Annotated in this window: 23 protein-coding genes; 9 read left to right on the forward strand and 14 right to left on the reverse strand. The window is 60.7% G+C overall.

Annotated elements, in window-relative coordinates; translation table 11 throughout:
* Positions 1-7: 7 nt before the first annotated feature.
* From AC3WR3_RS17515 to mioC, 6 genes are all read right to left on the reverse strand, one after another.
* A complete protein-coding gene (locus AC3WR3_RS17515; protein WP_162519234.1) occupies positions 8-418 on the reverse strand; it encodes an ATP synthase subunit I in 411 nt (136 codons plus the stop codon).
* A 190-nt stretch (positions 419-608) separates the two neighbouring features.
* Complete coding sequence (locus AC3WR3_RS17520) at positions 609-1517, reverse strand: ParB/RepB/Spo0J family partition protein (RefSeq protein WP_171277147.1); 909 nt, start codon at positions 1515-1517, stop codon at positions 609-611.
* Entirely contained in the window at positions 1514-2317 is an 804-nt protein-coding gene (locus tag AC3WR3_RS17525; RefSeq protein ID WP_202048001.1) for a ParA family protein, read from the reverse strand. Before AC3WR3_RS17525 ends, AC3WR3_RS17520 begins: the two co-directional genes overlap by 4 nt.
* A 27-nt stretch (positions 2318-2344) precedes the next feature.
* On the reverse strand, positions 2345-2971 hold the full coding sequence (rsmG, locus tag AC3WR3_RS17530) for a 16S rRNA (guanine(527)-N(7))-methyltransferase RsmG (RefSeq protein WP_106887825.1): 627 nt from the start codon (positions 2969-2971) through the stop codon (positions 2345-2347).
* 8 nt (positions 2972-2979) lie between these two features.
* Positions 2980-4869 (reverse strand): tRNA uridine-5-carboxymethylaminomethyl(34) synthesis enzyme MnmG, encoded by a 1890-nt coding sequence (gene mnmG / locus AC3WR3_RS17535; protein WP_139437145.1) that lies wholly within the window; start codon positions 4867-4869, stop codon positions 2980-2982.
* 508 nt (positions 4870-5377) lie between these two features.
* The gene (gene mioC / locus AC3WR3_RS17540) at positions 5378-5827 is read right to left on the reverse strand and encodes an FMN-binding protein MioC (RefSeq protein ID WP_427229632.1); all 450 of its coding nucleotides are present in this window, start codon (positions 5825-5827) and stop codon (positions 5378-5380) included.
* Between the two features lie 385 nt (positions 5828-6212).
* Here mioC and AC3WR3_RS17545 point away from each other — a divergent pair, with 385 nt between their 5' ends.
* From AC3WR3_RS17545 to fhuB, 5 genes are all read left to right on the forward strand, one after another.
* Positions 6213-8321, forward strand: coding sequence for a TonB-dependent siderophore receptor (locus AC3WR3_RS17545; RefSeq protein WP_492292584.1), 2109 nt, complete (start codon positions 6213-6215; stop codon positions 8319-8321).
* Between the two features lie 61 nt (positions 8322-8382).
* Positions 8383-10029 carry a multidrug ABC transporter permease/ATP-binding protein gene (locus AC3WR3_RS17550; RefSeq protein ID WP_492292585.1) on the forward strand — a complete coding sequence of 549 codons (1647 nt, stop codon included), beginning with the start codon at positions 8383-8385 and terminating at the stop codon, positions 10027-10029.
* A gap of 154 nt (positions 10030-10183) precedes the next feature.
* Entirely contained in the window at positions 10184-10948 is a 765-nt protein-coding gene (locus AC3WR3_RS17555; RefSeq protein ID WP_492292587.1) for an ATP-binding cassette domain-containing protein, read from the forward strand.
* 168 nt (positions 10949-11116) lie between these two features.
* Complete coding sequence (locus tag AC3WR3_RS17560) at positions 11117-12016, forward strand: ABC transporter substrate-binding protein (RefSeq protein ID WP_492292651.1); 900 nt, start codon at positions 11117-11119, stop codon at positions 12014-12016.
* Positions 12013-13995, forward strand: coding sequence for a Fe(3+)-hydroxamate ABC transporter permease FhuB (fhuB, locus tag AC3WR3_RS17565; protein WP_492292589.1), 1983 nt, complete (start codon positions 12013-12015; stop codon positions 13993-13995). The genes AC3WR3_RS17560 and fhuB overlap by 4 nt, the downstream gene beginning before the upstream one ends.
* A 70-nt stretch (positions 13996-14065) precedes the next feature.
* Here fhuB and mnmE read toward each other — a convergent pair whose 3' ends face one another.
* From mnmE to AC3WR3_RS17605, 8 genes are all read right to left on the reverse strand, one after another.
* Positions 14066-15427 (reverse strand): tRNA uridine-5-carboxymethylaminomethyl(34) synthesis GTPase MnmE, encoded by a 1362-nt coding sequence (gene mnmE, locus AC3WR3_RS17570; protein ID WP_492292592.1) that lies wholly within the window; start codon positions 15425-15427, stop codon positions 14066-14068.
* Positions 15428-15524: 97 nt separating this feature from the next.
* Complete coding sequence (gene yidC / locus AC3WR3_RS17575) at positions 15525-17171, reverse strand: membrane protein insertase YidC (protein WP_139437134.1); 1647 nt, start codon at positions 17169-17171, stop codon at positions 15525-15527.
* 5 nt (positions 17172-17176) lie between these two features.
* Entirely contained in the window at positions 17177-17425 is a 249-nt protein-coding gene (gene yidD / locus AC3WR3_RS17580) for a membrane protein insertion efficiency factor YidD (RefSeq protein ID WP_010672280.1), read from the reverse strand.
* Positions 17392-17751 carry a ribonuclease P protein component gene (rnpA, locus tag AC3WR3_RS17585; protein WP_025328882.1) on the reverse strand — a complete coding sequence of 120 codons (360 nt, stop codon included), beginning with the start codon at positions 17749-17751 and terminating at the stop codon, positions 17392-17394. Before rnpA ends, yidD begins: the two co-directional genes overlap by 34 nt.
* Positions 17751-17885, reverse strand: coding sequence for a 50S ribosomal protein L34 (gene rpmH / locus AC3WR3_RS17590; protein ID WP_005307156.1), 135 nt, complete (start codon positions 17883-17885; stop codon positions 17751-17753). Before rpmH ends, rnpA begins: the two co-directional genes overlap by 1 nt.
* 269 nt (positions 17886-18154) lie before the next feature.
* The gene (locus tag AC3WR3_RS17595; RefSeq protein WP_139437132.1) at positions 18155-18889 is read right to left on the reverse strand and encodes an amino acid ABC transporter ATP-binding protein; all 735 of its coding nucleotides are present in this window, start codon (positions 18887-18889) and stop codon (positions 18155-18157) included.
* Positions 18890-18982: 93 nt separating this feature from the next.
* The gene (locus AC3WR3_RS17600; RefSeq protein ID WP_139437129.1) at positions 18983-19651 is read right to left on the reverse strand and encodes an amino acid ABC transporter permease; all 669 of its coding nucleotides are present in this window, start codon (positions 19649-19651) and stop codon (positions 18983-18985) included.
* Positions 19652-20410, reverse strand: a complete 759-nt coding sequence (locus AC3WR3_RS17605) for an amino acid ABC transporter substrate-binding protein (protein WP_042650677.1) — start codon at positions 20408-20410, stop codon at positions 19652-19654.
* A gap of 310 nt (positions 20411-20720) precedes the next feature.
* Between AC3WR3_RS17605 and dnaA the strand changes: the two genes are divergently transcribed.
* The 4 genes from dnaA to gyrB all read left to right on the forward strand — a co-directional run bounded on the left by dnaA (position 20721) and on the right by gyrB (position 26792).
* Positions 20721-22091 (forward strand): chromosomal replication initiator protein DnaA, encoded by a 1371-nt coding sequence (gene dnaA / locus AC3WR3_RS17610; RefSeq protein WP_492292596.1) that lies wholly within the window; start codon positions 20721-20723, stop codon positions 22089-22091.
* Between the two features lie 83 nt (positions 22092-22174).
* Positions 22175-23278, forward strand: coding sequence for a DNA polymerase III subunit beta (gene dnaN, locus AC3WR3_RS17615; RefSeq protein ID WP_005326306.1), 1104 nt, complete (start codon positions 22175-22177; stop codon positions 23276-23278).
* A 2-nt stretch (positions 23279-23280) separates the two neighbouring features.
* Complete coding sequence (gene recF / locus AC3WR3_RS17620) at positions 23281-24384, forward strand: DNA replication/repair protein RecF (RefSeq protein WP_005326309.1); 1104 nt, start codon at positions 23281-23283, stop codon at positions 24382-24384.
* Entirely contained in the window at positions 24381-26792 is a 2412-nt protein-coding gene (gyrB, locus tag AC3WR3_RS17625) for a DNA topoisomerase (ATP-hydrolyzing) subunit B (protein ID WP_139437127.1), read from the forward strand. The genes recF and gyrB overlap by 4 nt, the downstream gene beginning before the upstream one ends.
* Positions 26793-26897 lie beyond the last annotated feature (105 nt).

The following is a 26897-nucleotide window of genomic DNA, read 5'->3' on the forward strand; positions in this document are numbered from 1 at the left end:
AGTTTTCCTAATAGTGGTTGTTAAGCGTGAATGAAACTATCCACTGTACAACGAGGGCGAGGATATAAGTGGCGAAGAACGAGACGGTGTCGACCTCGATCCCGGAGCCAAACATCAGGGCGAAAAGTCCTGTTGTAGTAATGAGCTTAATCCCTGCCCCACCATAAAAGTCCCGCAAAACCAGGCCCACGCTCTCTTTCGTCACCTTGCGGCGCAGAACCCAGAGCGTGAACAGGGCTTGAGGAACCCAGTACATTCCCCCCCCGAAGAGGGAAGAACGTCCGGCAAGCGCCCCGCTCTGATAAAACCAGACGGAACCGATCGCCAGGATCAGGATGAGCTGACAAACGAGCATAGCCAAGGCTAGCGTCAAACCTTCCAAGGCTACTTTCTGTTTCACCAACCTACCCCTGAACATTACAGAACTGTAAAAAATCGGGATCCGAAGACCCCAGGTTCACAGCTCGAAAAGCCGGTCAAATTATACCCGTGAAGACGGCTATTGCAACATGGCAAAAATCCTTAATTTTTGCGGCTTTCCGCGCGAAATTAAGGTTATGTTCATATCGAAAGGAATGGATGTTTTATTACTACAAAAAGCGTAAAAATCACGATTCTGACAGACCAAAATAGCCCAATACCCGGTCCAAGTCCGCTAAGTTATCGTAACTTATTACTAACTTGCCGCTATCCTTCTTGCCTGGCTGAAGCTGTACCTGATTGCCAATTTTTTCTGAAATCTGGCGCTCGAGGTAACCAAACTGCGGATCGCGGACTGGCTCGACTTTGGTTTTTGCCGGTTCCAGCGTTTTTTGCACCAGTTTCTCGGTATCTCGCACCGTCAGCCCCTTCTGGGCGACCAGCTTGGCCAGCTCGGACTGGGCCGGGCCGCTCAGGGCAAGCAGGGCACGGGCATGGCCCATGTCGAGATCCCCGTGCTCGACGAACCGCTTCACGTCTTCGTTGAGCTGGTTCAGGCGCAGCAGGTTGGTGACCGTGGTGCGGGACTTGCCCACCGCCTCGGCCACCTGCTGGTGGGTCAGCTCGAATTCGGTCAGCAGTCGCTGCAGGGCCACCGCCTCTTCGATGGCGTTGAGATCCTCGCGCTGGATATTCTCAATCAACGCGATGGCCACCGCCGCCTCGTCGGGCACGTCCTTGACGATGCAGGGCACCACCTCGAGCCTGGCCAGCTGGGACGCGCGCCAGCGCCGCTCACCAGCGATGATCTCGAAGCGATTCTCGCCGATGGAGCGTACCACTATCGGCTGAATCACGCCTTGCGCCCGTATCGAGTTGGCCAGGTCTTCCAGCGCATCCTGAGACATGTCCTTGCGCGGCTGGTACTTGCCGGACTGCAGCCACTCCAGCGGCAGCTTGCGCAGCTCGCCCTGGTTGGTGGGGGCCATGGCCTGTTCGGTACGCTGGTCGCTCATCACCTGTTTCTGGCGGGCGGCCGTGCTGGTGCTGAGCAGGGCATCCAACCCCTTGCCCAGCCCACGTTTCTTCGGCGTCATATGCTCTCTCGGTCTGCGGTGATCGGCTGAGACTCCTGCTCCTGGCGACGCAGGATCTCGCCAGCCAGGGCCAGATAGGCCTTGGCCCCCACCGATGATTTGTCATAGTGCATGGCCGGGGCACCGAAGCTCGGCGCCTCCGCCAGTCTAACGTTGCGGGGGATGATGGTGCGATAGACCTTGTCCCCGAAATGCTGTTTCAGCTGATCGGACACATCATTGGCCAGCCGGTTGCGGTGATCGAACATGGTGCGCAACACCCCTTCGATCTTCAGCTCCGGGTTGACCACGGCCGCCAGCTTGCTGATGGTATCCACCAGGGCGGTGAGCCCTTCCAGCGCGTAATACTCACACTGCATGGGCACCAGCACGGAGTCGGCGGCGGCCATGGCGTTGACGGTCAGCATGTTGAGAGAAGGCGGGCAGTCGATGAAGACGTAGTCGTACTTGTCCCGTACCGAGGCCAGGGCGTTGCGCAGGCGGATCTCGCGGGCGAAGAACTCCATCAGACGGATTTCCGCCGCAGTCACGTCGGCATTGGCGGCGATGAGGTGATAGCCACCCGAGGTCTCGGGGATGATCACCTCCTTGATGGGGGTGTCTTCGATCAGCAGTTCATAGGCGGTGCGTTCGACTTCGTACTTGTCGACGCCGCTGCCCATGGTGGCATTGCCCTGCGGATCCAGATCGATCACCAGCACCTTGCGCCGGGTGGCGGCCATGGAGGCGGCCAGATTCACACAGGTGGTGGTTTTACCCACTCCACCCTTCTGGTTGGCTATGGCAATGACTTTTCCCACACTATCCCCTAAATGAATACGGCGGCCCTATTCGGGCTGGATGGCTTTAAACTCCAGCAGATGACGCTCACCTTCCAGTTCGGGCACCACCAGCTGATGGGTGGCAACCAGACGAATGCTGGCAGGCAACTGTGCCAGTTCCTGCTCGGGATATTGTCCCTTGAGTGCCAGGAAGCTGCCCTCGGGTGACGGCAGATGGTGACACCAGTTCAACATGTCCTCCAGGGAGGCGAAGGCCCGGCTGAGAACGCCATCGAAGCCCACCTCGGGTTGATACTCCTCCACCCGGGATTTGACTGGCGTCACATTGGTCAGCCCCAGCTCCTGGATCACCTGGCGGATGAAGTTGATCCGCTTGCCCAGGCTGTCGAGCAGCACGAACTGCTTGTCCGGATTGATGATGGCCAGCGGCAGGCCGGGCAGACCCGGGCCTGTGCCCACATCGATGAAACGCTCACCGTGCAGGTGAGGGCTCACCACCAGGCTGTCGAGGATGTGCTTGACCAGCATGGCGTCCGGATCCCGCACCGAGGTGAGATTGTAAGCCTTGTTCCACTTGTGCAGCAACTCAACCAACTGCACCAACTGGGTCTTTTGGGTGTCGGTGATAACAATACCGGCCTGCATGAGCAGGCCGTTCAATCTTTCCAGCATGGGATTCCTCAGGCGGTTTTACGCAGCAGGCCGTGTTTCTTCAGGTGAACCAGCAGGATGGAGATGGCCGCCGGGGTGATGCCGGAGATGCGGGAGGCCTGACCTATGGTCTGCGGCTTGGCATCGTTCAGCTTGGCGATCACCTCGTTGGAGAGACCGTTCACGTCGCGGTAGTTCATGTCCAGCGGCAACAGGGTGTTCTCGTTACGCAGCTGCTTCTCCACCTCGTCGTGCTGGCGCTCGATGTAGCCGGCGTACTTGATCTGGATCTCCACCTGATCCGCCGCGGCCGCGTCTTCCAGCGCCGGGCCGACCCCTTCGATGGCCATCAGGGCATCGTAGGTCACCTCGGGGCGACGCAGCAGCTCTTCCAGGCTCTGCTCCCGGGTCAGGGGCGTGTTCACCAGGGCGTTGACTGCCTCCAGCGACGGGTGCTGCGGGTGGATCCAGGTCGAACGCATGCGCTGACGCTCCTGCTCCACCTGCTCCATCTTGGTGTTGAACAGGCTCCAGCGATGGTCATCCACCAGGCCCAGCTCGCGACCTATGGCGGTCAGGCGCAGATCGGCGTTGTCTTCCCGCAGCAGCAGACGGTATTCGGCGCGGCTGGTGAACATGCGGTAGGGCTCGCGAGTACCCAGGGTGGAGAGATCGTCCATCATCACACCCATGTAGGCCTGATCCCGGCGGGGATGCCAGGCATCCTTGCCCTGGGCGCGCAGACCGGCGTTCAGACCGGCCATCAGCCCCTGGGCGGCCGCCTCTTCATAGCCTGTGGTGCCGTTGATCTGGCCGGCGAAGAAGAGGTTTGGAATGCACTTGCTCTCCATGTTGGCCTTGAGATCCCGCGGATCGAAGAAGTCGTACTCGATGGCGTAGCCGGGGCGGGTGATGTGGGCATTCTCGAAGCCACGGATCGAACGGACGATCTGCACCTGCACGTCGAACGGCAGGCTGGTGGAGATCCCGTTCGGGTAGAGTTCGTGGGTGGTCAGGCCTTCCGGCTCGACGAAGATCTGGTGCGCCGTCTTGTCGGCGAAACGGGTGATCTTGTCCTCGATCGACGGGCAGTAACGAGGGCCTATCCCCTCGATCACCCCGGCGTACATGGGGCTGCGATCCAGGTTGTTGCGGATCACCTCGTGGGTCTTCTCGTTGGTGTGGGTAACGTAGCAGGGCACCTGACGCGGGTGCTGGCTGGCGTTGCCGATGAACGAGAAGACGGGGCGAGGATCGTCACCGTGCTGCTGCTGCATCACGGAGAGATCGACGGTACGGGCATCGATGCGTGGCGGCGTGCCTGTCTTGAGCCGATCGATGCGCAGGGGCAGCTCACGCAGACGCTGGGCCAGGGCGATCGAGGGTGGATCCCCGGCGCGGCCGCCCTTGTAGTTTTCCATCCCGATGTGGATCAAACCGTTCAGGAAGGTTCCTACCGTCAGCACCACCGTCTTGCCGCTGATGCGGATCCCGCTCTGGGTGACCACGCCGGCGACGCGATCCCCGTCCATGACGAGATCGTCACAGGCTTGCTGGAAGATCTTCAGGTTCGGGTAATTTTCCAGGGTCTGGCGCACCACGGCCTTGTAGAGCAGGCGATCCGCCTGGGCACGGGTGGCACGCACCGCAGGCCCTTTGGAGGAGTTGAGGGTGCGGAACTGGATCCCGCCAAGATCGATGGCCTGCGCCATGATCCCGCCCAGGGCATCTACTTCCTTGACCAGGTGTCCCTTGCCGATCCCGCCGATCGCCGGATTACAGGACATATGTCCCAGCGTATCGATGTTATGGGTCAGCAACAGGGTATTCAGGCCCATACGGGCGGCCGCCGTTGCTGCTTCGGTTCCTGCATGACCGCCACCGACGACGATCACATCAAATTGTTCATGGTATTGCATTGGGGATCACCTTGATCTGCACGCCTGAAGATCTTTATTTGCCTGGGCTGAAGGGCGGATCATTCTATCCGTTTCGCCTCTTGAGGGGAACGTCTACTTCAGGATCAGTATGGATGCAGGATCCGTTAGTAGATCTTAAGGATCTTTAGATCGATCTTTTACTGGATCTTTTATTAGGATCCGGGGTTTCTGTTGATAAGCCCTTTTTGATCATAAAGATCATCCGTTTAAAGACGATCCCAGCTTGTGGAAAAGCTTGGATCCCAAGGCCGTGAACGGGGGGATAACCAGTGGTTTTATACACAGACCAGAACTGGATTAGATCTCATACATGGATAACTATAGGTTTTACAGAGCTTAACACTGTAGTTATACACATTACCCCTGGGCGTTGTGGGTAACCCTGTAGAACAACTCTCCCGGATCTATCTGTTAATAACCTGGTGGATAGGAATTTGGGGGTAAGAGGGGAGATCAAGGTGTTTTTACCGGATCTCCCAGGCCCTGATCAGGCGATCATCTGCATCCAGTCCTGGATCCAGGCTTCGGCGGCGTCTTCCGGGATCTCGTACTGGGTCACGTCTATCTCCAGACGATCCCCGATCCGGCTGGCGCCACACTCGGCCAGCAGTCGATCCAGCGTCTTGCCACCCTGGCAGAAGGTGTCATAACTGCGGTCCCCAAGCCCGATCACCCCATATTTCAAGGCGTTGAGATCCGGATGCTGGTCGGCAAGATCCTTGGCGAAGGGCTGAAGATTGTCGGGCACATCGCCGGCACCGTGGGTGGAAGTGATCACCAGCAGGATCGCATCCGGCTCCGCCAGCACCTCGGCCAGGCTGGCCGGGTTGTGGATCCGGGTCTGGTGGCCCGCCTGTTCCAGCAGGCTGGCGACATGATCTGCGACATATTCGGCGGCGCCCAGCATGGAGCCGACGACAAGATTGAGTTTGGCCATGGAATGGATCCTGATGTCATCGAAAGAAACGGAGAGCCGGGATTCTACCGCCAAAGGATGTGGATAAATATGGATAAAGCTTGGGGATAAGAATCCTGCACGATTTTTATGGCAAAGGCGGCCCTCGCCATCTTTTTTCATCTTCCTCTGTGTTCCCTTCTCTTGATCACCCTCCTGAATGAGTCTTTCTGCCGGAAAAGGCACCCGTTGATACAACAGGTAACAATAGAGATGCAAATGATTAGCAATTATTGAATCGATTCGATCATGGCTCCTGTAGTAGCATTATGCCGATTTATTCGCCTAAGGAGTCGGGCAGACCGGCAGCATTGGGCACCCATAATAAGAAACCAATTTATAACTCATTGATATTTGAGACACTTATATGATTGCGCAAAAAAATACCCAAGATGCAGTGATGCGAAAGAAGGGGGCCCAGCTATTGCAGCTCTCCTGCCTGCTGGCGAGCCTGCCGGTGCTGGCCGCGGAACCGGTGGATAAAGAGCTGCCCAAGGCGGCTGAAACCATGGTGGTCACCGGCACCGCCATGAAGGTCGAGGTGCCCATGGCCGAGACTCCTCGCGCCGTCTCCGTGGTCAACCGTGAAGAGCTGGATCAGCACGCCGTGCAGCAGCTCGACGAGTCCGTGCGCTACCGCTCCGGCGTGCTGACCGGTTTCTATGGCTCGGACAACAACACCGACTGGTTCAAGGTGCGTGGCTTCGATGCCGCCCAGTACCTCGATGGCAACCGCCTGTTCGGCACCGGCTACTATGTCTGGACACCGGAGCCATTTGGTCTGGAAAGCGTGGAGCTGCTCAAGGGCCCGGCCTCCATCCTCTACGGCGAGGCGCCTCCCGGCGGTGTCATCAACTCCATCAGCAAGCGCCCCACCGCGACCCCGCAAGGCCTGGTCAATCTGCAACTGGGCAACCGGGACCTGCGCCAGGTCGGGGTCGATTTCTCCGACGATCTGACCGACGACAGCCGCTATCGCATGGTTGCGCTCTATAAAGAGCGCGACGGCGTGCTGGATGGCACCTACAACGAGCGCGCCTACCTGGCGCCGAGCGTGACCCTGGACATCTCGGATCGCACCAGCCTCACCCTGCTGGCCAGCTTCCTGCACGATGAAGGGGTGCCCACCAACGGCTTCTTCCCCGTCTATGGCACCCTCAATACCGAAGGCGGCCAGATCGATCCCAGTACCAACCTGAGTCAGCCGGATTACGATCGCAACCGCAACACCCAGATCTCCACCGGTTACGAGCTGGCCCACCAGTTCAACCAGACCTGGGAGTTCAAGCAGAACGTCCGCTTCAACTACAACGATCTGCTGCTGCGCCAGACCTATATCTTCCCGACCTATGAAGGCACCACCGCCTACCGCGGCCTGGTCTACCGTGACGGCGACACCAAGAGTGCCACCATGGACAACCAGCTGGTGGGTTACTGGAACACGGATCGCACCGAGCAGACCCTGTTGATGGGGATAGATCTGCAGCGCCACGTGAACGAAGGGGTCGAGGCCGACAACTACGGCATGGGGTCCATCGACACCATGAACCCGGATTACAGCGGCTTCCCCGGCTTCGACGAGTCCACCGCCACCTATCAGAAGAACACCAAGGGTCAGAGCGGCCTCTACGCCCAGCATCAGATCCGCTGGGACGATCGCTGGTTGCTGACTGCAGGCGGCCGCTTCGACTATGTGGAGACCCACAACATCAGCGAAGCCACCAGCAAGAACGAGAAGCAGTATGACGACAACCTCTCGCTCTCCGGCAGCCTGATGTACCTAGCCGACAACGGCCTCTCCCCGTACTTCGCCTATGCGGAGTCGTTCGAGGTGCTGCCTGGCATAGACCCGAACACCAAGAACTCCTACAAGCCGCTGGAAGGCAAGCTGTATGAGACCGGCATCAAGTACGCCCCCAGCTTCCTCGATGGCTACATCAACCTGGCGCTGTTCGATCTGGAACAGACCAACTCGCTCGTCTCTACCGGCTCCGGCCAGCAGACCCAGGCCGGTGAAGTGACCTCCCAGGGGATCGAACTGGAAGGGAGCGTGCAGGCTACAGAGGCGCTGCGCCTGACCGCTGCTTATACCTACACCGATGCCAAGACCAACGACACCGGCAACGGTGATCGCCAGGCCAGCCTGATCCCGCGTCACCAGGCCTCCTTCTGGGGCAACTACAAGGTGCAGCAGGGTCCGGTCTCCGGGCTGGAAGTGGGCACCGGGGTGCGTTACATCGGCTCCAGCGTCGGCATAGGTGCCGTGAATGCGGACTACACCCCCATCTACGGTTCGGCCCAGGTGCCGGCCCAGACGGTGTGGGATGCGATGATCGGGTATGACTTCGCCAAGAACTGGCGTGCCCAGGTCAACGTCAACAACCTGCTGAACGACACCTATGTAGCGAGCTGTGACTACTACTGCTACTACGGCGAGCCGCGCAGCATAGTCGGCTCAGTCAACTACCGCTGGTAAGATACAGGCCGGGCGGGAGCCTCAAGCTCCCGCCCTCCTTCTTTTTGTACACAGGCCTGTCATGGAACTCTTGTCACTGGTTTACCGCCAATACCGTTGGCCCTTCATCGCCATTACCCTGCTCAGCCTGCTCAGTGCTGTCAGCGGGATAGGTGTCATTGCCTTTATTAATCAATATCTTATCGAGTCAGTCGGCGATCCGTTGCCGATCCTGGGTCAGCTTGTCGGCCTTATCTTTTTGCTGCTGGTGATCACGCTCGGCTCTCAGCTGGCCCTGACCACCCTCGGTCATCATTTCGTCTACCGGTTGCGCGGCCGCCTGCTCAAGCAACTGCTGGACACCGACGTCGCCCGCATTCGCCAGATAGGGCAGGGGCCGCTGCTGGCCTCCCTCTCCAGCGACATCGGCCAGATCACCATCGCCTTCGTGCGCCTGCCGGAGCTGGTGCAGGGGCTGGTGCTCACCCTGGGTTCCATCATCTACCTCGGCTTGCTCTCTCCCGCCCTGCTCGGTGTCACCGCCCTCTGGGTGACCGTGACCATGGTGGTGGGCTGGCTGCTGGTGAACCGGGTCTATCGCCACCTGGCCCGGATGCGTCAGGCCGAGGACAGGCTCTACCAGAACTACCAGTCCATCATCGCGGGCAGCAAGGAGCTGGCGCTCAACCGCGAGCGGGCCCACTTCGTCTATCACCAGCTCTATGAGCAGAACGCCCGGGACTACCGCCGGGAGATCATCCGTGCCGATACCTATCACCTGAGCGCGGTGAACTGGTCGAACATCATGATGCTGGGGGCCATAGGCCTGGTCTTCTTCCTGGCCAACGGCCTCGGTTGGGCCAATACCAATGTGGCCGCCACCTTCGCCCTGACCCTGCTGTTCCTGCGCACCCCGCTGCTGCAGGGCATCGGGGCCCTGCCGACCCTGATCTCGGCCCAGGTGGCGTTCGACAAGATAGCGACCCTGAATCTGGCCGAGCCGGAGCCCAAGTTCCCGCTGCCGCCGGCCCCCAGTGCCTGGCAACGTATCGAGCTGGAGCAGGTGAGCTTTCACTATCAGGGGGAGGGCGGCTTCGCCGTGGGCCCCATCAATCTGACCATTGAGCGGGGGGAGCAGATATTCATCATTGGCGGCAACGGCTCCGGCAAGTCGACCCTGGCCATGCTGCTGACCGGGCTCTATCAGCCGGTCTCTGGCCGGATCCTGCTGGATGGTGAACCCATTGCCGATCGCAACGCCTACCTGGCGCTCTTCTCCGCCATCTTCACCGACTACCACCTGTTCCAGCACCTGCTGGGGCCTGAGCCGAAAGAGGCCCTGGTGGCCGAGTGGCTGGAGCGGCTGCAGATGGGCAGCAAGCTGGCCATCGAGGAGGACTTCATCGCCAACATCGATCTCTCCCAGGGGCAGCGCAAGCGGGTCGCCCTGCTGCTGGCACTGGCGGAGCAGCGCGAGGTGATGCTGTTTGACGAGTGGGCGGCGGATCAGGATCCCCAGTTCCGCCGCATCTTCTATCAGGTGCTGTTGCCACGCCTCAAGGAGATGGGCAAGACGGTGATCGCCATCAGCCACGACGATCTCTATTTCTCCCTGGCGGATCGCCTGCTGGAGATGCGTCAGGGCCAGCTCACCGAGCTGACCGGCGAGCGGCGCGAGCAGGTGAGCCGGGATGCGGTCGCTCATCTCGATAGCGAGGTGCCGGTCTGATACCGGCCGCAAGGGGGAGGCGAGCGCCAACCCCTTTCAGTACAGGAATGAATCATGTTTGAGAGGAAATCTGCCGGTTTTATGGTGAACGCTCGCCGAGCCATGGCGCTCACCGACCCGAGCGTCGAGCACAGAGCCGGCACGGGAGCAGATCATGTTTGAGATGAAAGCCGCCAGCTTCGTGGTCAACGACCGCACCCTGCTGCAACCCACCAGCCTGCGTTTCGAGCAGGGTCAGGTCTACGGCCTCATCGGCCACAACGGCTCGGGCAAATCCACCCTGCTCAAGCTGCTGGCACGCCAGCAGCCCCTGAGCGATGGGGAGATACTGTTCGATGACAAGCCGCTGCAGGAGTGGCGCAACCGGGACTTCGCCCGTCAGGTGGCCTATCTGCCCCAGCATCTGCCGAGCGCCGAGAACCTGCTCGGCCGGGAGCTGGTGGAGATGGGGCGCTATCCCTGGCGCGGCCTGCTGGGGCGCATGGGGGCGGAAGATCACCGCCAGGTCGACAAGGCCATAGCGCTGACCCATACCGAGGGGTTTGCCGACAGGCTGGTGGATACCCTCTCCGGCGGCGAGCGGGGCCGGGTCTGGCTGGCCATGCTGCTGGCCCAGGAGAGCCGCTTCATCCTGCTGGACGAACCGCTGGCCGCCCTGGACGTGGCTCATCAGGTGGAGGTGCTCACCCTCGTCAAACAGTTGAGTCGCCAGCTCAACCTCGGGGTCATCATCGTCATTCACGACATCAACATGGCGTCCCGCTTCTGCGATCGGCTGGTGGCGCTGCACGGCGGTCGTCTGCTGACCCACGGTGAGCCTTCACGCATCATGACAAGCGAGACCCTGCATGCCATCTATGGCATCCCGATGGAGGTCATTCGCCACCCGGCTCATGACCATGCCATCGCCATCGTTTAGACAAGGTTTGTTATCCCGATGCGTTTATTTGTACCCATATCACCGCAGACTGGCGAGACCCTGCACTCCATGCACCATGGCATCCCCATGGAGGTCATTCGCCATCCGGCTCATGACCACGCCATCGCCATCGTCTGATCGGGGGAGCTCTTGAACCTTTTATTGAAGATGGCCCCCTGCCTCGTCAGCCTGCTGCTGCCGCTGGCGACGCAGGCCGAGACGCAGCCCGCAACCCCTGTTGCCGGCGGCACTGTTCCGCGCATCGCCACCGTGGACTGGACCATAGCCGAAACCCTGCTGGCCCTCGGCGTGACCCCGCTGGCCATGGGGGATGTGAACTCTTATCGCGCCTGGGTCGGCGAACCCAGGCTCCCCGCCGGGGTGATCGACATCGGTCTGCGGGCCCAGCCCAACCGGGAACTGCTGGCTGAGCTCAAACCCGATCTCATCCTCATCTCCCCGCTGGCGGCCCCCCTGGCGCCGACCCTGTCCCGCATCGCGCCGGTGCAGTCCATCGCCCTCTATGAACCCGATGCCGAGCTGTGGCTGCGGCTGCGCGAGGCGACCCTGACCATAGCCGCGCTGGTGAACAGAACCGCCGAGGCCGAGCGCCAGCTCGCCGCGCTGGAGCGGGATCTGGCGCAGATGAAGGAGACGCTGCCCGCCGATCTGCCCCCCTTGCTGGTGGTGCAGTTCATCGACGAGCGCCATGTACGGGTGTTTGGCCGCCACAGCCTGTTCGAGGCGGTGATGGAGCGGCTCGGCCTGCGCAATGCCTGGCAGGGGGAGACCAATGCCTGGGGCTTCTCGGTGGCCAGTCTCGAGCAGTTCTTGGCCATTCCCGAGGCCAGGCTGGTGGTGGTGGATCCCATTCCCGTGGGGGTGAGTGAAAAACTGCAGGAACCCGGGCTCTGGCAGCACCTGCCGCTGGTACAGAACACGCCCGTGCTGCATCTGCCCGCGACCTGGAGTTTCGGCGGCATGCTGGCCGCCCGTCGTTTCGCCACCTTGCTCGGTGAGGCCCTGCAGCCTCAGGGCGGCGTGGCCCTCAAGGGAGAAGCCCAATGAATCGTTTCGTCTCCTCTCCCTTGCTGCGCCCGGGCCTCTGCCTGCTGGCGCTGACCCTGGTGCTGGCCTGTGGTGAGCTGGCGCGCCAGCTGCCGGACTTTCTCTGGTGGCAGGCGCTCTTCTCCCCCAGGCTGGACGATGCCCGCCAGGCGGTCATCCACTTCAGCTGGCTGCCGCGGCTGGTGGTCTGCCTGCTGGCCGGTGCCGCCCTCGGGCTGGCCGGCACCCTGATGCAGCAGGTGCTGCGTAACCCGCTCGCGTCCCCCACCACGCTGGGGGTGGCCTCCGGCGCCCAGCTGGCGCTGATGATGGTGACCCTGTTCGCCCCCTCCTTGCTGCTGATCGGGCGCGAGTGGATCGCCATGGCGGGGGGGAGCCTCGCCATGGGGCTGGTGTTTGCCCTGGCCTGGCGTCGCCAGCTCAACCCTGTGGTCATCGTATTCGCCGGGCTGGTGATCAACCTCTATCTGGCGGCCATCAGCATGGGGCTGCTGCTCTTCTTCCAGGAGGAGCTCAAGGGCCTGCTGGTGTGGGGTAGCGGTTCCCTGGCCCAGAACAGCTGGAGCGGCGTGAGCTACTTGCTGCCCCGCCTGCTGCTGGCTGGGGTCCTGGCCGTCCTGCTGGTGCGCCCGCTGGGCGTGCTGGAGCTGGATGATGCCAGCGCCCGCAGCCTGGGGGTCTCCCTCAAGCAGCTGCGCTTCGCCGGCCTCGGTCTGGCGGTCTTCGTCACCGCCTGCGTGGTGAGCGTGGTGGGGCTCATCGGTTTCATCGGGCTGGCGGCGCCGGCCATGGTGCGACTGCTGGGGGTGAGGCAGCTCGGCCAGCGCCTGCTGTGGGCCCCCATACTGGGCGCCTTGCTGCTGGCGGCCACGGATCTGCTGCTGCAATCCCTGAGCCGCTTCTGGCCTGTGCTGATCCCGACCGGGGCCATGACGGCACTGCTGGGGGCCCCTCTGCTGCTCTGGCTTATCCCTCGGCTTGCCTTCAAGTCAGGCGCTCCCAAGGCCGCTAGCGGCCTGACGGTGGCGCGCCATGGGGCGCCCGCTCGCCTTATCGGCCTGCTGTTGATGGGGTTGCTATTGGCGGTGGTTGCGTCCCTGCTGGTCGGGCAGGGGATGCAGGGCTGGAGCTGGCCGAGCTGGCTCAGGTGGCAGGCCCAGCTGGAGTGGCGCCTGCCGCGTACCCTGGCTGCCGGTGCTGCCGGTGTGCTGCTGGCCCTGGCGGGCACCCTGCTGCAGCGGGTCAGCAACAACCCCATGGCGAGCCCGGAGCTGCTGGGGGTGAGCGGCGGCACCTTTATGGGGGTGATAGCGACGGCCTTGCTGCTGCCCGCCTTGCCGCTGCCCATGATGCTGCTGGGGGGTCTGCTTGGTGCCTTCGGCTGCCTGCTGCTGCTGGTGCTGGTCAACCGCAAGCACGGCTTCCAGCCTGAGCGGATCCTGCTCTCCGGCATCGCCATCACGGCACTGTTCGAGCCGCTGCAGGCCATCGCCCTGGCCAACGGCGATCTGCGGGTGCAGCAGCTGCTCTCCTGGATGTCCGGCTCCACCTATTACGTCACCCTGCCGGTGGCCTATGGCCTGACCGGGTTGGCGCTGCTGATGCTGGCGGCCTGCCTGCTGGTGAGCCGCTGGCTCGATCTTATGCCCATGGGGCCGGCGGTGGCGACGGCGCTCGGCATTCGTCTCAACCGCGCCCAGCTCATCATACTGCTGCTGGTGGCCGTGCTCACCGCCAGTGCGACCATGGTCATAGGCCCGCTCTCCTTCGCCGGCTTGCTGGCCCCCCACATGGCCAAGCTGATGGGGCTGGTGCGGGCCCGCTGGCACCTGCTCGGTGCGGCGGGATGCGGGGCCCTGCTCATGGTATTGGCGGACTGGGTCGGCCAGCAGATCCTGTTCCCGCAGGAGGTGCCGGTCGGGCTGGTCTCCACCCTGTTAGGGGGCGCTTACTTCATGTGGTGCCTGCGCCGCCTCTAGGTTTTCGGATAAAAAATGCACAAAAAAAGCCCGGGATTATCCCGGGCTTTTCATTGTCTGTCGTGCAGGTTTATTTGCCGATGCAGAAGCTGGAGAAGATGCGCCCCAGCAGATCGTCGGAGCTGAACTCGCCGGTGATCTCGGAGAGGGACTCCTGCGCCAGGCGCAGCTCCTCGGCCACCAGCTCGCCGGCCACGAAGACCTCGAGCTGCTCCCTGGCCACCAGCAGCCGCTCGGCGGCGCGCTCCAGGGCGTCCAGGTGGCGGCGGCGAGCCATGAAGCCCCCCTCGGTGTTGCCCTGGAAGCCCATGCAGGCCTTCAGGTGCTCGCGCAGGGCGGGCAGCCCCAGCTCGGTCTTGGCTGAGATGCGGTATACGGCGTGGCCCAGTTCCTGGCTAGGTGCCAGATCCTCGCCGGTCAGGTCGGCCTTGTTGCGCACCACGGTGAGGCCGATCTTTTTTGGCAACCGATCAACAAATTCCGGCCAGATCTCCCGTGGGTCGACCGCATCCGTGGTGGTGCCATCCACCATGAAGAGCACCCGATCGGCCTGCTCTATTTCGGCCCAGGCACGCTCGATGCCGATCTGCTCCACCTTGTCCTGGGTATCGCGCAGGCCGGCGGTGTCTATGATGTGCAGCGGCATGCCGTCCAGGTGGATGTGTTCGCGCAACACGTCGCGGGTGGTGCCGGCGATTTCGGTGACGATGGCGGATTCGCGGCCCGCCAGGGCGTTGAGCAGGCTGGATTTGCCGGCGTTGGGACGGCCGGCGATCACCACCTTCATCCCTTCCCGCAGCAGGGCCCCCTGCTTGGCCTCGCCGCGCACGTCGTCGAGCTCCGCCATGATGGCGTAGAGGTCACCCGCCACCTTGCCGTCTGAGAGGAAGTCGATCTCCTCGTCCGGGAAGTCGATGGCAGCTTCCACATAGATGCGCAGCCGGGTGAGACTCTCCACAAGTTGCTGGATCTTGCCGGAGAACTGCCCCTGCAGGGAGTGCATGGCGCTGCGGGCGGCCTGTTCGCTGGAGGCTTCGATCAGATCGGCGATGGCCTCTGCCTGGGCCAGATCCAGCTTGTCGTTGAGGAAGGCGCGTTCGCTGAACTCGCCGGGGCGGGCGGGGCGGATGCCCTCGATTTGCAGGATGCGGTGTATCAGCATGTCCAGGATGACGGGACCACCGTGGCCCTGCAGCTCCAGCACATCCTCGCCGGTGAAGCTGTTGGGGGCCTTGAACAGCAGGGCTATGCCCTGATCCAGAGGCTGGCCCTGCTCGTCCTTGAACGGCAGATATTCGGCATAGCGCACCCTGGGCAGCCGACCGAGCACGATTTCGGCGACTCGTTCGGCGGCGGGGCCTGAGACGCGGACTATGCCGACGCCACCCCGGCCGGGGGCGGTGGCCTGGGCCACGATCGTATCTGTTGTCATCTTGCTTGACTCGTCTGTTCGGTAATTGGGGGACATTGTAATAAAAAAGGCGGCCCGAAGGCCGCCTCTTTTGTCATCAGGGAAGATGGGCTGCGCATCAAGTGCGTGAGTGCAGGCCTTTCTTCTCCAGCTGACGATAGATGATGGTCTGCTGGATGATGGAGATGACGTTGCTCACCAGCCAGTACAGGGTCAGACCTGCCGGGAACCAGAGGAACATGAAGGTGAAGATGATCGGCATGAACTGCATCACCTTCTGCTGCATCGGGTCCGTGATGGTGGTCGGGCTCATCTTCTGCAGATACCACATGGAGGCACCCATGAGGATCGGCAGCACGAAGAAGGGGTCCTTCACCGACAGGTCGGTGATCCACAGGGCGAACGGCGCGTGACGCAGCTCGACAGACTCCATCAGTGCCCAGTAGAGGGCGATGAAGATGGGCATCTGCACCAGGATCGGCAGACAGCCACCGAGCGGGTTGACCTTCTCCTTCTTGTACAGCTCCATCATGCCTTGGGACATCTTCTGGCGATCGTCACCGAAGCGTTCCTTGAGCGCAGCCAGCTTGGGTTGCAGCATGCGCATCTTGGCCATGGAGGTGTACTGGGCCTTGGTCAGCGGGAACATGATGCCGCGTACCAGCAGGGTCAGCATGATGATGGCCAGGCCCCAGTTCTGGACGAAACCGTGGAACACGGTCAGCAGCCAGTGCAGCGGCTGGGCGATGAACCACAACCAGCCGTAGTCGACGGTCAGGTCCAGGTGGTTTGCCACCTTGGCCATCTGATCCTGCAGCTTGGGACCGACCCACAGCTTGCCGCTCACTTCGGCCTGCTGACCGGCAGCCACGTCAACCAGCGGCGCCTTGTAGCCGATGATGGCCTGGTCTTTACCCGGGATCACGCGGCTGTAGAAGCTGTTGGTGTCCTCGGCGTTCGGTGCCCAGGCGGAGACGAAGTAGTGTTGCAGCATGGCGACCCAACCACCCTTGGTGGTCTTGTTCAGGTCGGCATCCTTCATCTCGTCGAAGGTGTACTTCTTGTAGCGGGTATCTTCGCTGGAGAAGGCACCACCACGGTAGGCGCTGGCCACCATGGCATGGCCTTCCTGGTCCTTCGGCGTGGTCACGGTCTGCTTCAGCTGACCGTAGAACTGCACCTGAACCGGCTCGGCAGACTTGTTGTCGATCTTGTAATCGACGCCGATGGCGTAGTCACCGCGCTTGAGCACGAACTCCTTGGTGAAGACCACGCCCTTGCTGTCGGTCCAGGTCATCGGCACGACGACTTGATCCTGACCATCGGCCAGCTGGTAGCTGGTCTGGGCGGCTTCGTAGGTGGGACGACCCTGGGGCTGGCTGTCAGGACCGTTGCGACCCACCAGACCACTCTGGGCAACATAGAGGTGCGCAGGCTGGCTGGTCAGCAGGGTGAACGGCTGTTCCTTGCCTTCTTCCAGCTTGTGGGCCAGCAGTTCGGCAGAGACGATGTCACCGCCCTGGGTATCCAGGGTCAGCTTGAGCACGTCGGAGGAGACGGTGATCAGCTTGCGTGCGGTAGTGGCGTTGGCTTGCTCGGAAACCTGAGGAATATCACCGGTCTGACCGGCTTCAGGTACGAAATGTTCGGTTTGGGCCACGGTAGTCGGGGCCGGCTTCGGAGCCTTGTCGGACTCCCACTGTTGCCAGAGCAAGAAGCTCACGAACAGCAAACCGATCAGGAGTAAATTGCGTTGTGATTCCATAGTCTTCAGTTTCTTCGCTTTGGTTGCGGAACCGGGTCATAACCACCCTCGGATAAGGGATGGCATTTTAATAGACGTTTGCTGGCTAACCAAACGCCTTTTATGAAACCGTGAAGTCGGATTGCTTCTATCGCAAATTGGGAACAAGTCGGGGTGAAACGGCAGCGCGGCCCGAGCAGGGGACTAATGATTAGCTGATACAGGCGTATCAGTTTGATAGCTACCCATTGCAACGGCGTGACAGAGTGCGCCATAGCTTTTCCAGTAACTTGAACAGCTCTTCGTTATCCATCTCCTTTACGCCACCCTTGGCTATGACGACGATGTCGATAGCGGGCAGATTGGCCTGATTGAGACGGAAGCTCTCCCGTACCACTCGTTTGACACGGTTACGCCAGACGGCACGCTTGAGTGCTTTTTTGGGCACAGCTAGGCCAAGACGGGGGTGTTCGAGGGAATTGGGGCAAGCAAGAAGCGTAATTTGCGGAGAAGCGGCCCGGACAGGCTCGGCGAAAACGCGTTTGAAGTGTTCGGGAGTTAACAGACGTAACTCCCGAGAGAAGGTGTGCTGGGTAGGCATTAGACTACCAGGCGGGCACGACCCTTGGCACGACGAGCGGCCAGAACTTTGCGGCCGTTGGCAGTAGCCATGCGAGCGCGGAAACCGTGAGAGCGCTTGCGCTTCAGGTTGGACGGTTGAAAAGTACGTTTCATGATTCGATTCCGTATTTCTGTACAGTTTTGATTGTCACACTTAGCCGACGCGCCAGCTATAGCGTGTGACGACTAGCAAAAGAGGCCGAATTCTAAACAGAGTTCGGCTTCTCGTCAATCCGCCGTTCCCTCTCATCTTCTTCTGGCTCAACAATAAGCAGGAGAAGCTGGCAGGATCCAGAGGATCAAGGGCCCCGAATTATACTGGCAACCCCGGGTTAAACAAGGATCCACCAAGAAAAAAGGCGGCCAGGCCGCCAAAGAGAGAGCTATTTAAGGACTTTGCGCAGGAACTCCCGGGTACGGGGATCCTGCGGATCGACCAATATCTGATCCGGCGGGCCCTGTTCGACGATCCGGCCCCCTTCCATGAAGATCACCCGGTCGGCGACATCACGGGCAAACTCGATCTCGTGGGTCACCACCACCATGGTCTGGTGCTGGCGGGCGAGCTCCTTCATCAGCCCCAGCACCTCGTCGACCCATTCCGGATCCAGGGCCGAGGTGGGCTCGTCAAACAGGATGACCTTGGAGTGGGCCGCCATGGCGCGGCCTATGCCGACCCGCTGCTGCTGGCCACCGGAGAGGGACGCCGGGTAGGCATCCTGCTTGTCGGCGAGACCTATGTCCTTGAGGATGCCAAGGGCGGTGGCACGGGCCTCCGCCTTTGGCTGTTTCCAGACGGTGATCAGCCCCTCGGCGATGTTGTCCAGCGCCGTCTTGTTGGCAAACAGGGCGTAGTTCTGGAACACGAAGGAGGCGCGCTTGCGCAGCTCTATGGCCTGCTGCTCGCTGGCACGGGCCAGATCCAGCTGCAGATCATCGATGGCAAGGGTGCCTGCATCCGGGGTCTCCAGCAGGTTGAGGCAGCGCAGCAGGGTCGACTTGCCGGTGCCGGAGGGACCGATGATGACGACAATGTCACCCTTCTTTACCTCCAGATCGATGCCGTTCAATACCTGATTGCCGTCATAGGCCTTGGAAAGACCCGTTAACTTGATCATGACAGGTCTCCTTCAATGGGCGCGGCTGTTGAGAGGTACTTCCAGCCTGTGCCGCAAGTGGGTAATGGCGTGCTCATCATCGCTGGCATCCTCTTAGTAAGCACGATTGAGGCGTACTTCCAGCAGGTGCTGCAAGCGGGTGAAGAAGATGACCACCACCCAGTAGACCAGGGCCACCGCCATGAAGCTCTCGAAGAACTTGAAGGAGGAGGAGGCCTCCATCTGTGCCTTGCCCATGATCTCGGCCACCCCCAGGGTAAACGCCAGCGAGGTGCTCTTGATCATGTCGATGAAGTAGTTCATCAGGGACGGCGTCGCGATGCGGGCCGCCTGCGGCAGTATGATCCGCCGCATCGCCTGATATCGACTCATGCCGATGCTGAGGGCAGCTTCCATCTGGCTCTTGTGGATGCCGAGAATGGCGGCCCGGATCGACTCGGCCATGTAGGCGGCGAAGTGCAGGGTCAGCCCTATGATGGCGGCGGTAAAGGCATCCATCCCCACGAAGACAGGGAACAGTTGCGGCAGCCCGTAGTAGAGCAGGAACAGCTGGACGAGCAGGGGAGTCCCCCGGAAGAACGAGATATACAGCATCGCCAGCCAGTGAATTGCGGGAACGCGAAACACCCGTACTATCGCCAGGGCCAGCGACAGTACGAGTGCCAATACGAATCCCCACAGGGCCATCTCCATCGTGGTGCCCAGGTATTTGAGCAGGATGGGAAACAGCCCTAGCGTGTACTCGAGATCAAATTCCATCATTTATTTGCTGGTGATGTCCGCTGCGAACCATTTTTCCGAGATCTTGGTCAGGGAGCCGTCTTTACGCATGGCGGTCAGCGCCTCGTCGACCTTCTTCAGCACGGCCTGTTTTTCCGGGGTCTTCAGGAAGGGCAGGGCGTTCTCGATAGTCTCGAACGGTGCTCCTGCCTGTTGCAGCGGCAGCTTGGATTCCTTGATCAGCTGGGCGGTGGAGACGCGGTCCATCACGAAGGCATCGATGCGACCCAGGGCGACATCCTGCTCGAAGCTGGAGTCATAGGTGCGGATGTCGATCTTCTTGTTCGGGTCGTTCTTGCGCAGCAGCTCTTCGAAGTTGGAGCCCAGGTTCACCGCGACCGTCTTGCCTTCCAGATCCTTGAGACCGTGGATGGTGCTGTTGCCCTTGCGCACCACTATCTGGGCGCCGTCATAGACGTAGGGCTGGGAGAAGGCGTACTTGGCCTTGCGCTCGTCGGTGATGGTGATCTGGTTGGAGATGGTATCGACGCGACCGGTTTCCAGCATGCCGAACAGGCCGGAGAAGCTGGCGGTGACGAACTCGACCTTGTAACCGGTGCGCTCACCGATCTGGTTCCACATGTCCACCTCGAAGCCCTGCAGCTTGTCCTGCTTGACGAAGGTGAACGGGAAATACTTGCCGGACATGCCGACCTTGATGGTTTCCTGGGCGATGGCCTGGCCGGACAGGCTGGCCAGCAGAATGGCGGCGCCGGAAATCAGCTTGATGGTGGTCTTCATGGGGATTCCTCTCTCTGTAGTTCTGTATTTTTAGTTGTAATCACGGGTTGGCGCTGATGTTATTGGAATAAAATATAAAGAATAAATGATATTTGGTTATATAAAATAACCGCAGCAGCAGGCTCTCATTCTGTCCACATCACCGGTCGGTGGCTGTGGGTAACTTTGGGGATGAAATCAGATCCTGGGGCGTTGGATCCTTGAAAGTCAAGGATCTTATTTGCTGGATCCGTGCGGCGGCAACTGGAGATCCAGCCACTAAAAACGTAGAATAGCCGGTCTTTACTTAATCAATTGACGGGAGTCTAGAGTGACTGCTTCGCTATGGCAGCAGTGCCTTAACCGGCTGCAAGATGAGTTGCCCTCGGCAGAATTCAGCATGTGGATCCGGCCGCTTCAAGCGGAGTTGAGTGACAATACTCTGACCCTGTATGCACCGAATCGCTTCGTTCTGGACTGGGTACGCGACAAGTACCTGCTCCGGGTCAATGGCATCATCAACGAGCTGTGCGGAGCCGATGCTCCCACCCTGCGCTTTGACATCGGTAATCGTCCCCATCCCGTCGCGGTCGCCAGAGCGCCGGCGCGCGGTGTCGATCCTGTGAATAACTCTCACAAGAGTTGGGAAAGCAAGGCGGAAGCCAAGCCCGAGCCGAACCACAAGAGCAACACCAACGTGAACTATACCTTCGAGAATTTCGTCGAAGGTAAGTCCAACCAGTTGGCTCGTGCGGCGGCCCGTCAGGTGGCTGACAATCCGGGTGGCGCATACAACCCGCTGTTCCTCTACGGCGGCACGGGTCTGGGCAAGACCCACCTGCTGCACGCCGTCGGCAACGCCATCAAGGATCGCAAGAAAGACGCTAAAGTCATCTACATGCACTCCGAGCGTTTCGTTCAGGACATGGTGAAGGCGCTGCAGAATAACGCCATTGAAGAGTTCAAGCGTTATTACCGTAGCGTCGATGCCCTGCTCATCGATGACATCCAGTTTTTCGCCAACAAGGAGCGCTCCCAGGAGGAGTTCTTCCATACCTTCAATGCCTTGCTCGAGGGTAACCAGCAGATCATCCTGACCTCGGATCGCTATCCGAAGGAGATCAACGGGGTGGAGGATCGCCTCAAATCCCGTTTCGGCTGGGGCCTGACGGTGGCGATCGAACCGCCCGAGCTGGAGACCCGTGTCGCCATCCTGATGCGCAAGGCGGACGAGAACCAGATCCATCTGCCGGACGAAGTGGCCTTCTTCATCGCCAAGCGTCTGCGCTCCAACGTCCGTGAACTGGAAGGCGCCCTCAACCGGGTGATCGCCAACGCCAACTTCACCGGCCGTGCCATCAACATCGACTTCGTGCGTGAGGCGCTGCGCGACCTGCTGGCCTTGCAGGAGAAGCTGGTCACCATAGACAACATCCAGAAGACGGTGGCGGAGTACTACAAGATCAAGCTGGCGGATCTGCTGTCCAAGCGTCGCTCCCGCTCCGTTGCCCGCCCGCGTCAGCTGGCGATGGCCCTGGCCAAGGAGCTGACCAACCACAGTTTACCGGAGATAGGGGATGCCTTTGGTGGCCGTGACCACACCACCGTTCTTCATGCCTGCCGCAAGATCGAGCAGCTGAAGGAGGAGAGTCACGACATCAAGGAAGACTATTCCAACCTGATCCGTACCCTTTCTTCCTGATAACGGAACGGAGTGGACAGATGGGGCTCGAATATTCCAACCTGATCCGAAAATTTTCCTCCTAATCACAACGGAGAGCACAGATGCAGCTCGAAATTAGCCGTGAGGCCCTGTTACGTCCTCTGCAACTGGTGTCCGGTGCCCTGGGTGGCCGGCCGACCCTGCCCATCCTCGGCAACGTCCTGCTCGATGTCAGCAATGGCCTGCTGTCGCTGACCGGGACAGATCTCGAGGTGGAGATGATAGGCCAGGTCTATCTCAGCAGCGACAGCCAGGATGGGCGCACCACAGTGCCGGCGCGCAAGTTGCTGGATATCTGCCGCGGCCTGCCGGAAGGGGCGGATATCCGTCTCAACACCGAAGGGGAGCGCCTCATCATCCGCTCCGGTCGTTCCCGCTTCAATCTCTCGACCCTGCCGGCGACCGAGTACCCGAACATCGAGGACTGGGAATCCGTGCTCGAGTTCGACATCAGCCAGCTGGAGCTGAAGAAGCTGATCGATGCGACCCAGTTCTCCATGGCCAGCCAGGATGTGCGTTACTACCTGAACGGCATGCTGTTCGAGAGCGAGGGCCATGGCCTGCGCACCGTCGCCACCGATGGTCACCGCCTGGCCACCTGTCGCCGCGAAGTGGTCGGGGAATCGCTGCCCGATCATCAGGTCATCCTGCCTCGCAAGGGCGTGCTGGAGCTGGTGCGCCTCTTGGAGGCGGAAGACAAGCCGGTGCGGTTGCAGGTCGGTCGCAGCAACCTGCGTGCCGCCCTGGATGGCTTCATCTTCACCTCCAAGCTGGTGGATGGCCGCTTCCCGGACTGGCGTCGTGTCATTCCCCGGGGGAGCGACAAGGCGCTGATCGCCGGTCGTGAGGATCTGCGCCAGGCGTTCGCCCGCGCCGCCATCCTCTCCAACGAGAAATTCCGTGGGGTGCGTCTCAATCTGCAGGAAAACCTGCTGCGCATCACCGCCAACAACCCGGAACAGGAAGAAGCCGAGGAGCTGCTTGACGTACAATATGCCGCTGGCGAGATGGAGATCGGCTTCAACGTCTCCTATGTGCTGGACGTGCTGAATACGTTAAAATGTGACCAAATCCGGATCAGCCTGAGCGATTCCATCAGCAGTGCCATTATTGAGGATTTTGACAGCCAAGATGCCCAGTATGTGGTGATGCCGATGCGGATCTAGTCGTGTCCCTGGTCAAACTCCAGCTCAGCGACTTTCGCAACATCCAGCACGCCAGTCTCGCGCTGTCCCCCGGCCTCAATATCCTGGTCGGGTGCAATGGCAGCGGCAAGACCAGCGTGCTGGAAGCCATCCATTACCTCGGTCTCGGTCGTTCTTTTCGTACTCACCTGACCGGGCGGGTCATCCGCCAGGGGGAGAGGGCGTTTACCCTGTTTGCCCAGTGCGAGCTGGAAGGGCGTCAGGTGCCCATCGGGCTTGCCAAGGACAAGGGGGGCGAGACCCAGCTCAAGATCGCCGGGGCCCAGGCACAGCGATTGGCCGATCTGGCCGAGCTGTTGCCGGTGCAGTTGATCCATCCCGATGGTTTCAACCTGCTGACCGGCGGGCCTCAGGCTCGCCGGGCCTGGCTGGACTGGGGTGTCTTTCATCAGGAGCCGACCTTCTTCTCCCTGTGGGGGCGGGTGCGGCGTCTGCTGAAACAGCGCAATGCGCTGCTGCGCCAGAGCAGCCAGTATCGCCAGCTGGCATTCTGGGATCAGGAGCTGGTGCGGCTAGGGGGTGAGCTGGCGGAGTTTCGCGCCAGTTATTGTCAGGCCATTACCCCCCTGATCAAGGAGATGACGGCGGATTTTCTGCCGGAATTCGACATCAGCCTCGGTTTCTATCGGGGCTGGGAGAGAGAGACTCCCCTCGGCGACTTGCTGGAGGCGGGGTTCGAGCGGGATCGTTCGCTGGGGTACACTGGGGTCGGTCCGCAGAAGGCGGATGTGCGGCTCAAGGCGAACGGGGTACCCGCTCAGGATATTTTGTCCAGGGGTCAGTTGAAGTTGCTGGTCTGTGCCATGCGACTGGCTCAAGGGCTCTATTTGAATCAACATAGCAGCCGTGGCTGTATTTTTTTAATTGACGATTTTGCCTCTGAACTGGATGTCGACAAACGTCGCCTGCTGGCCGCAAGGCTGAAGCAGTGCGCGTCCCAGGTGTTTATCACCGCCATCGATACCGGTCAGCTCGCAGACATGATGGATGCGAGTGACTGCAAGCTGTTCCACGTGGAACAAGGCAAGATCTCCGAAACGTTAGAGAAGGCAGAGAGTAAGCTATGAGTGAAAATACTTACGACTCCTCGAATATCAAGGTGCTGAAGGGCCTGGATGCGGTCCGCAAGCGCCCGGGGATGTATATCGGCGATACGGATGATGGCTCGGGCCTGCACCACATGGTGTTCGAGGTCGTCGATAACTCCATTGACGAGGCTCTGGCTGGCTACTGCTCCGATATTCAGGTCAAGATCCATTCCGACGGTTCCGTCTCCGTCCGTGACAACGGCCGGGGTATTCCGGTCGACATGCACGAGGAGGAGGGCCGCTCCGCCGCCGAAGTCATCATGACGGTGCTGCACGCCGGCGGCAAATTCGATGACAACTCCTACAAGGTATCCGGCGGCCTGCACGGCGTGGGTGTCTCAGTGGTGAACGCCCTCTCTGACAAGCTGCTGCTGACCATACGTCGCAACGGCCACGTCTACGAGCAGACCTATCACCTGGGTGAGCCGCAGGCACCGCTCAAGCAGATTGGCGACAGCACGGGCACCGGTACCGAAGTGCGCTTCTGGCCGAGCCCGACCATCTTTACCGATACCCTGTATCACTACGAGATCCTGGCCAAGCGTCTGCGTGAGCTCTCTTTCCTGAACTCCGGTGTCTCCATCCGCCTGATGGACGAGCGGGATGGCCGCGAGGCTCACTTCTGCTACGAGGGCGGCATCAAGGCCTTCGTCGAATACCTGAACCAGAACAAGACCCCGATCCATCCCAAGGTGTTTCACTTCACCACAGAGCAGGATGGCATCGGCGTCGAAGTGGCGATGCAGTGGAACGACGCCTATCAGGAAGGGGTCTACTGCTTCACCAACAACATCCCGCAGCGGGATGGGGGCACCCACCTGGTGGGCTTCCGTACCGCGCTGACCCGTACCCTCAACTCCTACATGGACAAAGAGGACTACAGCAAGAAGGCCAAGTCTGCCGCCAGTGGCGACGACGTCCGTGAAGGCCTGATTGCCGTTATCTCCGTCAAGGTGCCTGACCCTAAGTTCTCCTCCCAGACCAAGGACAAGCTGGTCTCTTCCGAAGTGAAGACCGCCGTTGAACAGGCGATGGGCGAGAAGCTGGCGGACTTCCTGCTGGAAAACCCGGGCGACGCCAAGATAGTGGTCAACAAGATCATCGATGCGGCCCGTGCCCGTGAAGCGGCCCGCAAGGCCCGCGAACTGACTCGCCGCAAGGGCGCCCTGGATATCGCCGGTCTGCCTGGCAAGCTGGCGGACTGTCAGGAGAAAGACCCGGCCCTCTCCGAACTCTACATAGTGGAAGGGGACTCTGCTGGCGGCTCCGCCAAGCAGGGTCGCAACCGCAAGAACCAGGCCATCCTGCCGCTCAAGGGCAAGATCCTGAACGTGGAGAAGGCCCGTTTCGACAAGATGATCTCCTCGCAAGAGGTGGGTACCCTGATCACGGCGCTGGGCTGCGGCATAGGTCGCGACGAGTACAACCCGGACAAGCTGCGCTACCACAACATCATCATCATGACGGATGCGGACGTCGATGGTGCGCACATCCGTACCCTGCTGCTGACCTTCTTCTACCGTCAGATGCCGGAGATCATCGAGCGTGGCTACGTCTTCATCGCCCAGCCGCCGCTCTACAAGGTCAAGAAGGGCAAGCAGGAGCAGTATCTGAAAGACGAAGATGCACTGCTGCAGTACCAGACCTCCATGGCGCTGGACGGTGCTACCCTGCACGTCAACGAGTCTGCCCCGGCTATCGGTGGCGAGGCGCTGGAGCGTCTGGTCAACCAGCACCGTGCCGTCTCTCACCTGATCACCCGCATGTCCCGCCGCGCCCCGGATGCCGTGCTGACCCAGCTGATCTATCAGCCTGAGTTGAACGAAACCCTGCTGGCCAGCGAGAGCGATCTGCTGGCCTGGTGCCAGGGGATGGAAGCCGTGCTCAACGAGAGCAACCACGGCATCCAGTACCAGATCCAGGTACGTCGTGACGAAGAGCGCAGCCTGTTCGTGCCCCACGCCGTGGTACGTCAGCACGGTGTCGACCGGGAATACCCGCTCAGCTACGACTTCCTGCAGTCCGGTGAATACCGTCAGCTGGTCTCCCTGGGCAAGGAGATCGCCAACCTGATCGAGGAAGGTGGTTTCATCAAGCGTGGCGAGAAGGTCAAACCTGTGGCCAACTTCGTGGAAGCCGTCGACTGGCTGATGGGCGAAGGCAAGCGTGGCATCTACATCCAGCGCTATAAAGGGCTGGGTGAGATGAACCCGGATCAGCTGTGGGAAACCACCATGGATCCGGAAGCCCGTCGCATGCTGCGCGTCACCATAGACGACGCCGTCGGCGCCGACCAGCTCTTCTCCACCCTGATGGGTGATGCGGTCGAACCCCGTCGTGACTTTATCGAGACCAACGCCCTGCGGGTCGCCAACCTCGACGTCTGATCGACGCAGTCAGACAGTAAAAAGCCGCTCCTTGTGAGCGGCTTTTTGTTTTCTGTGCGTGAGGAAAGTGGCGTGTTCCACGTGAAACATGAAACCGCCTTGGTG

Source organism: Aeromonas sp. EU05-FHT14A05, assembly GCF_058791175.1.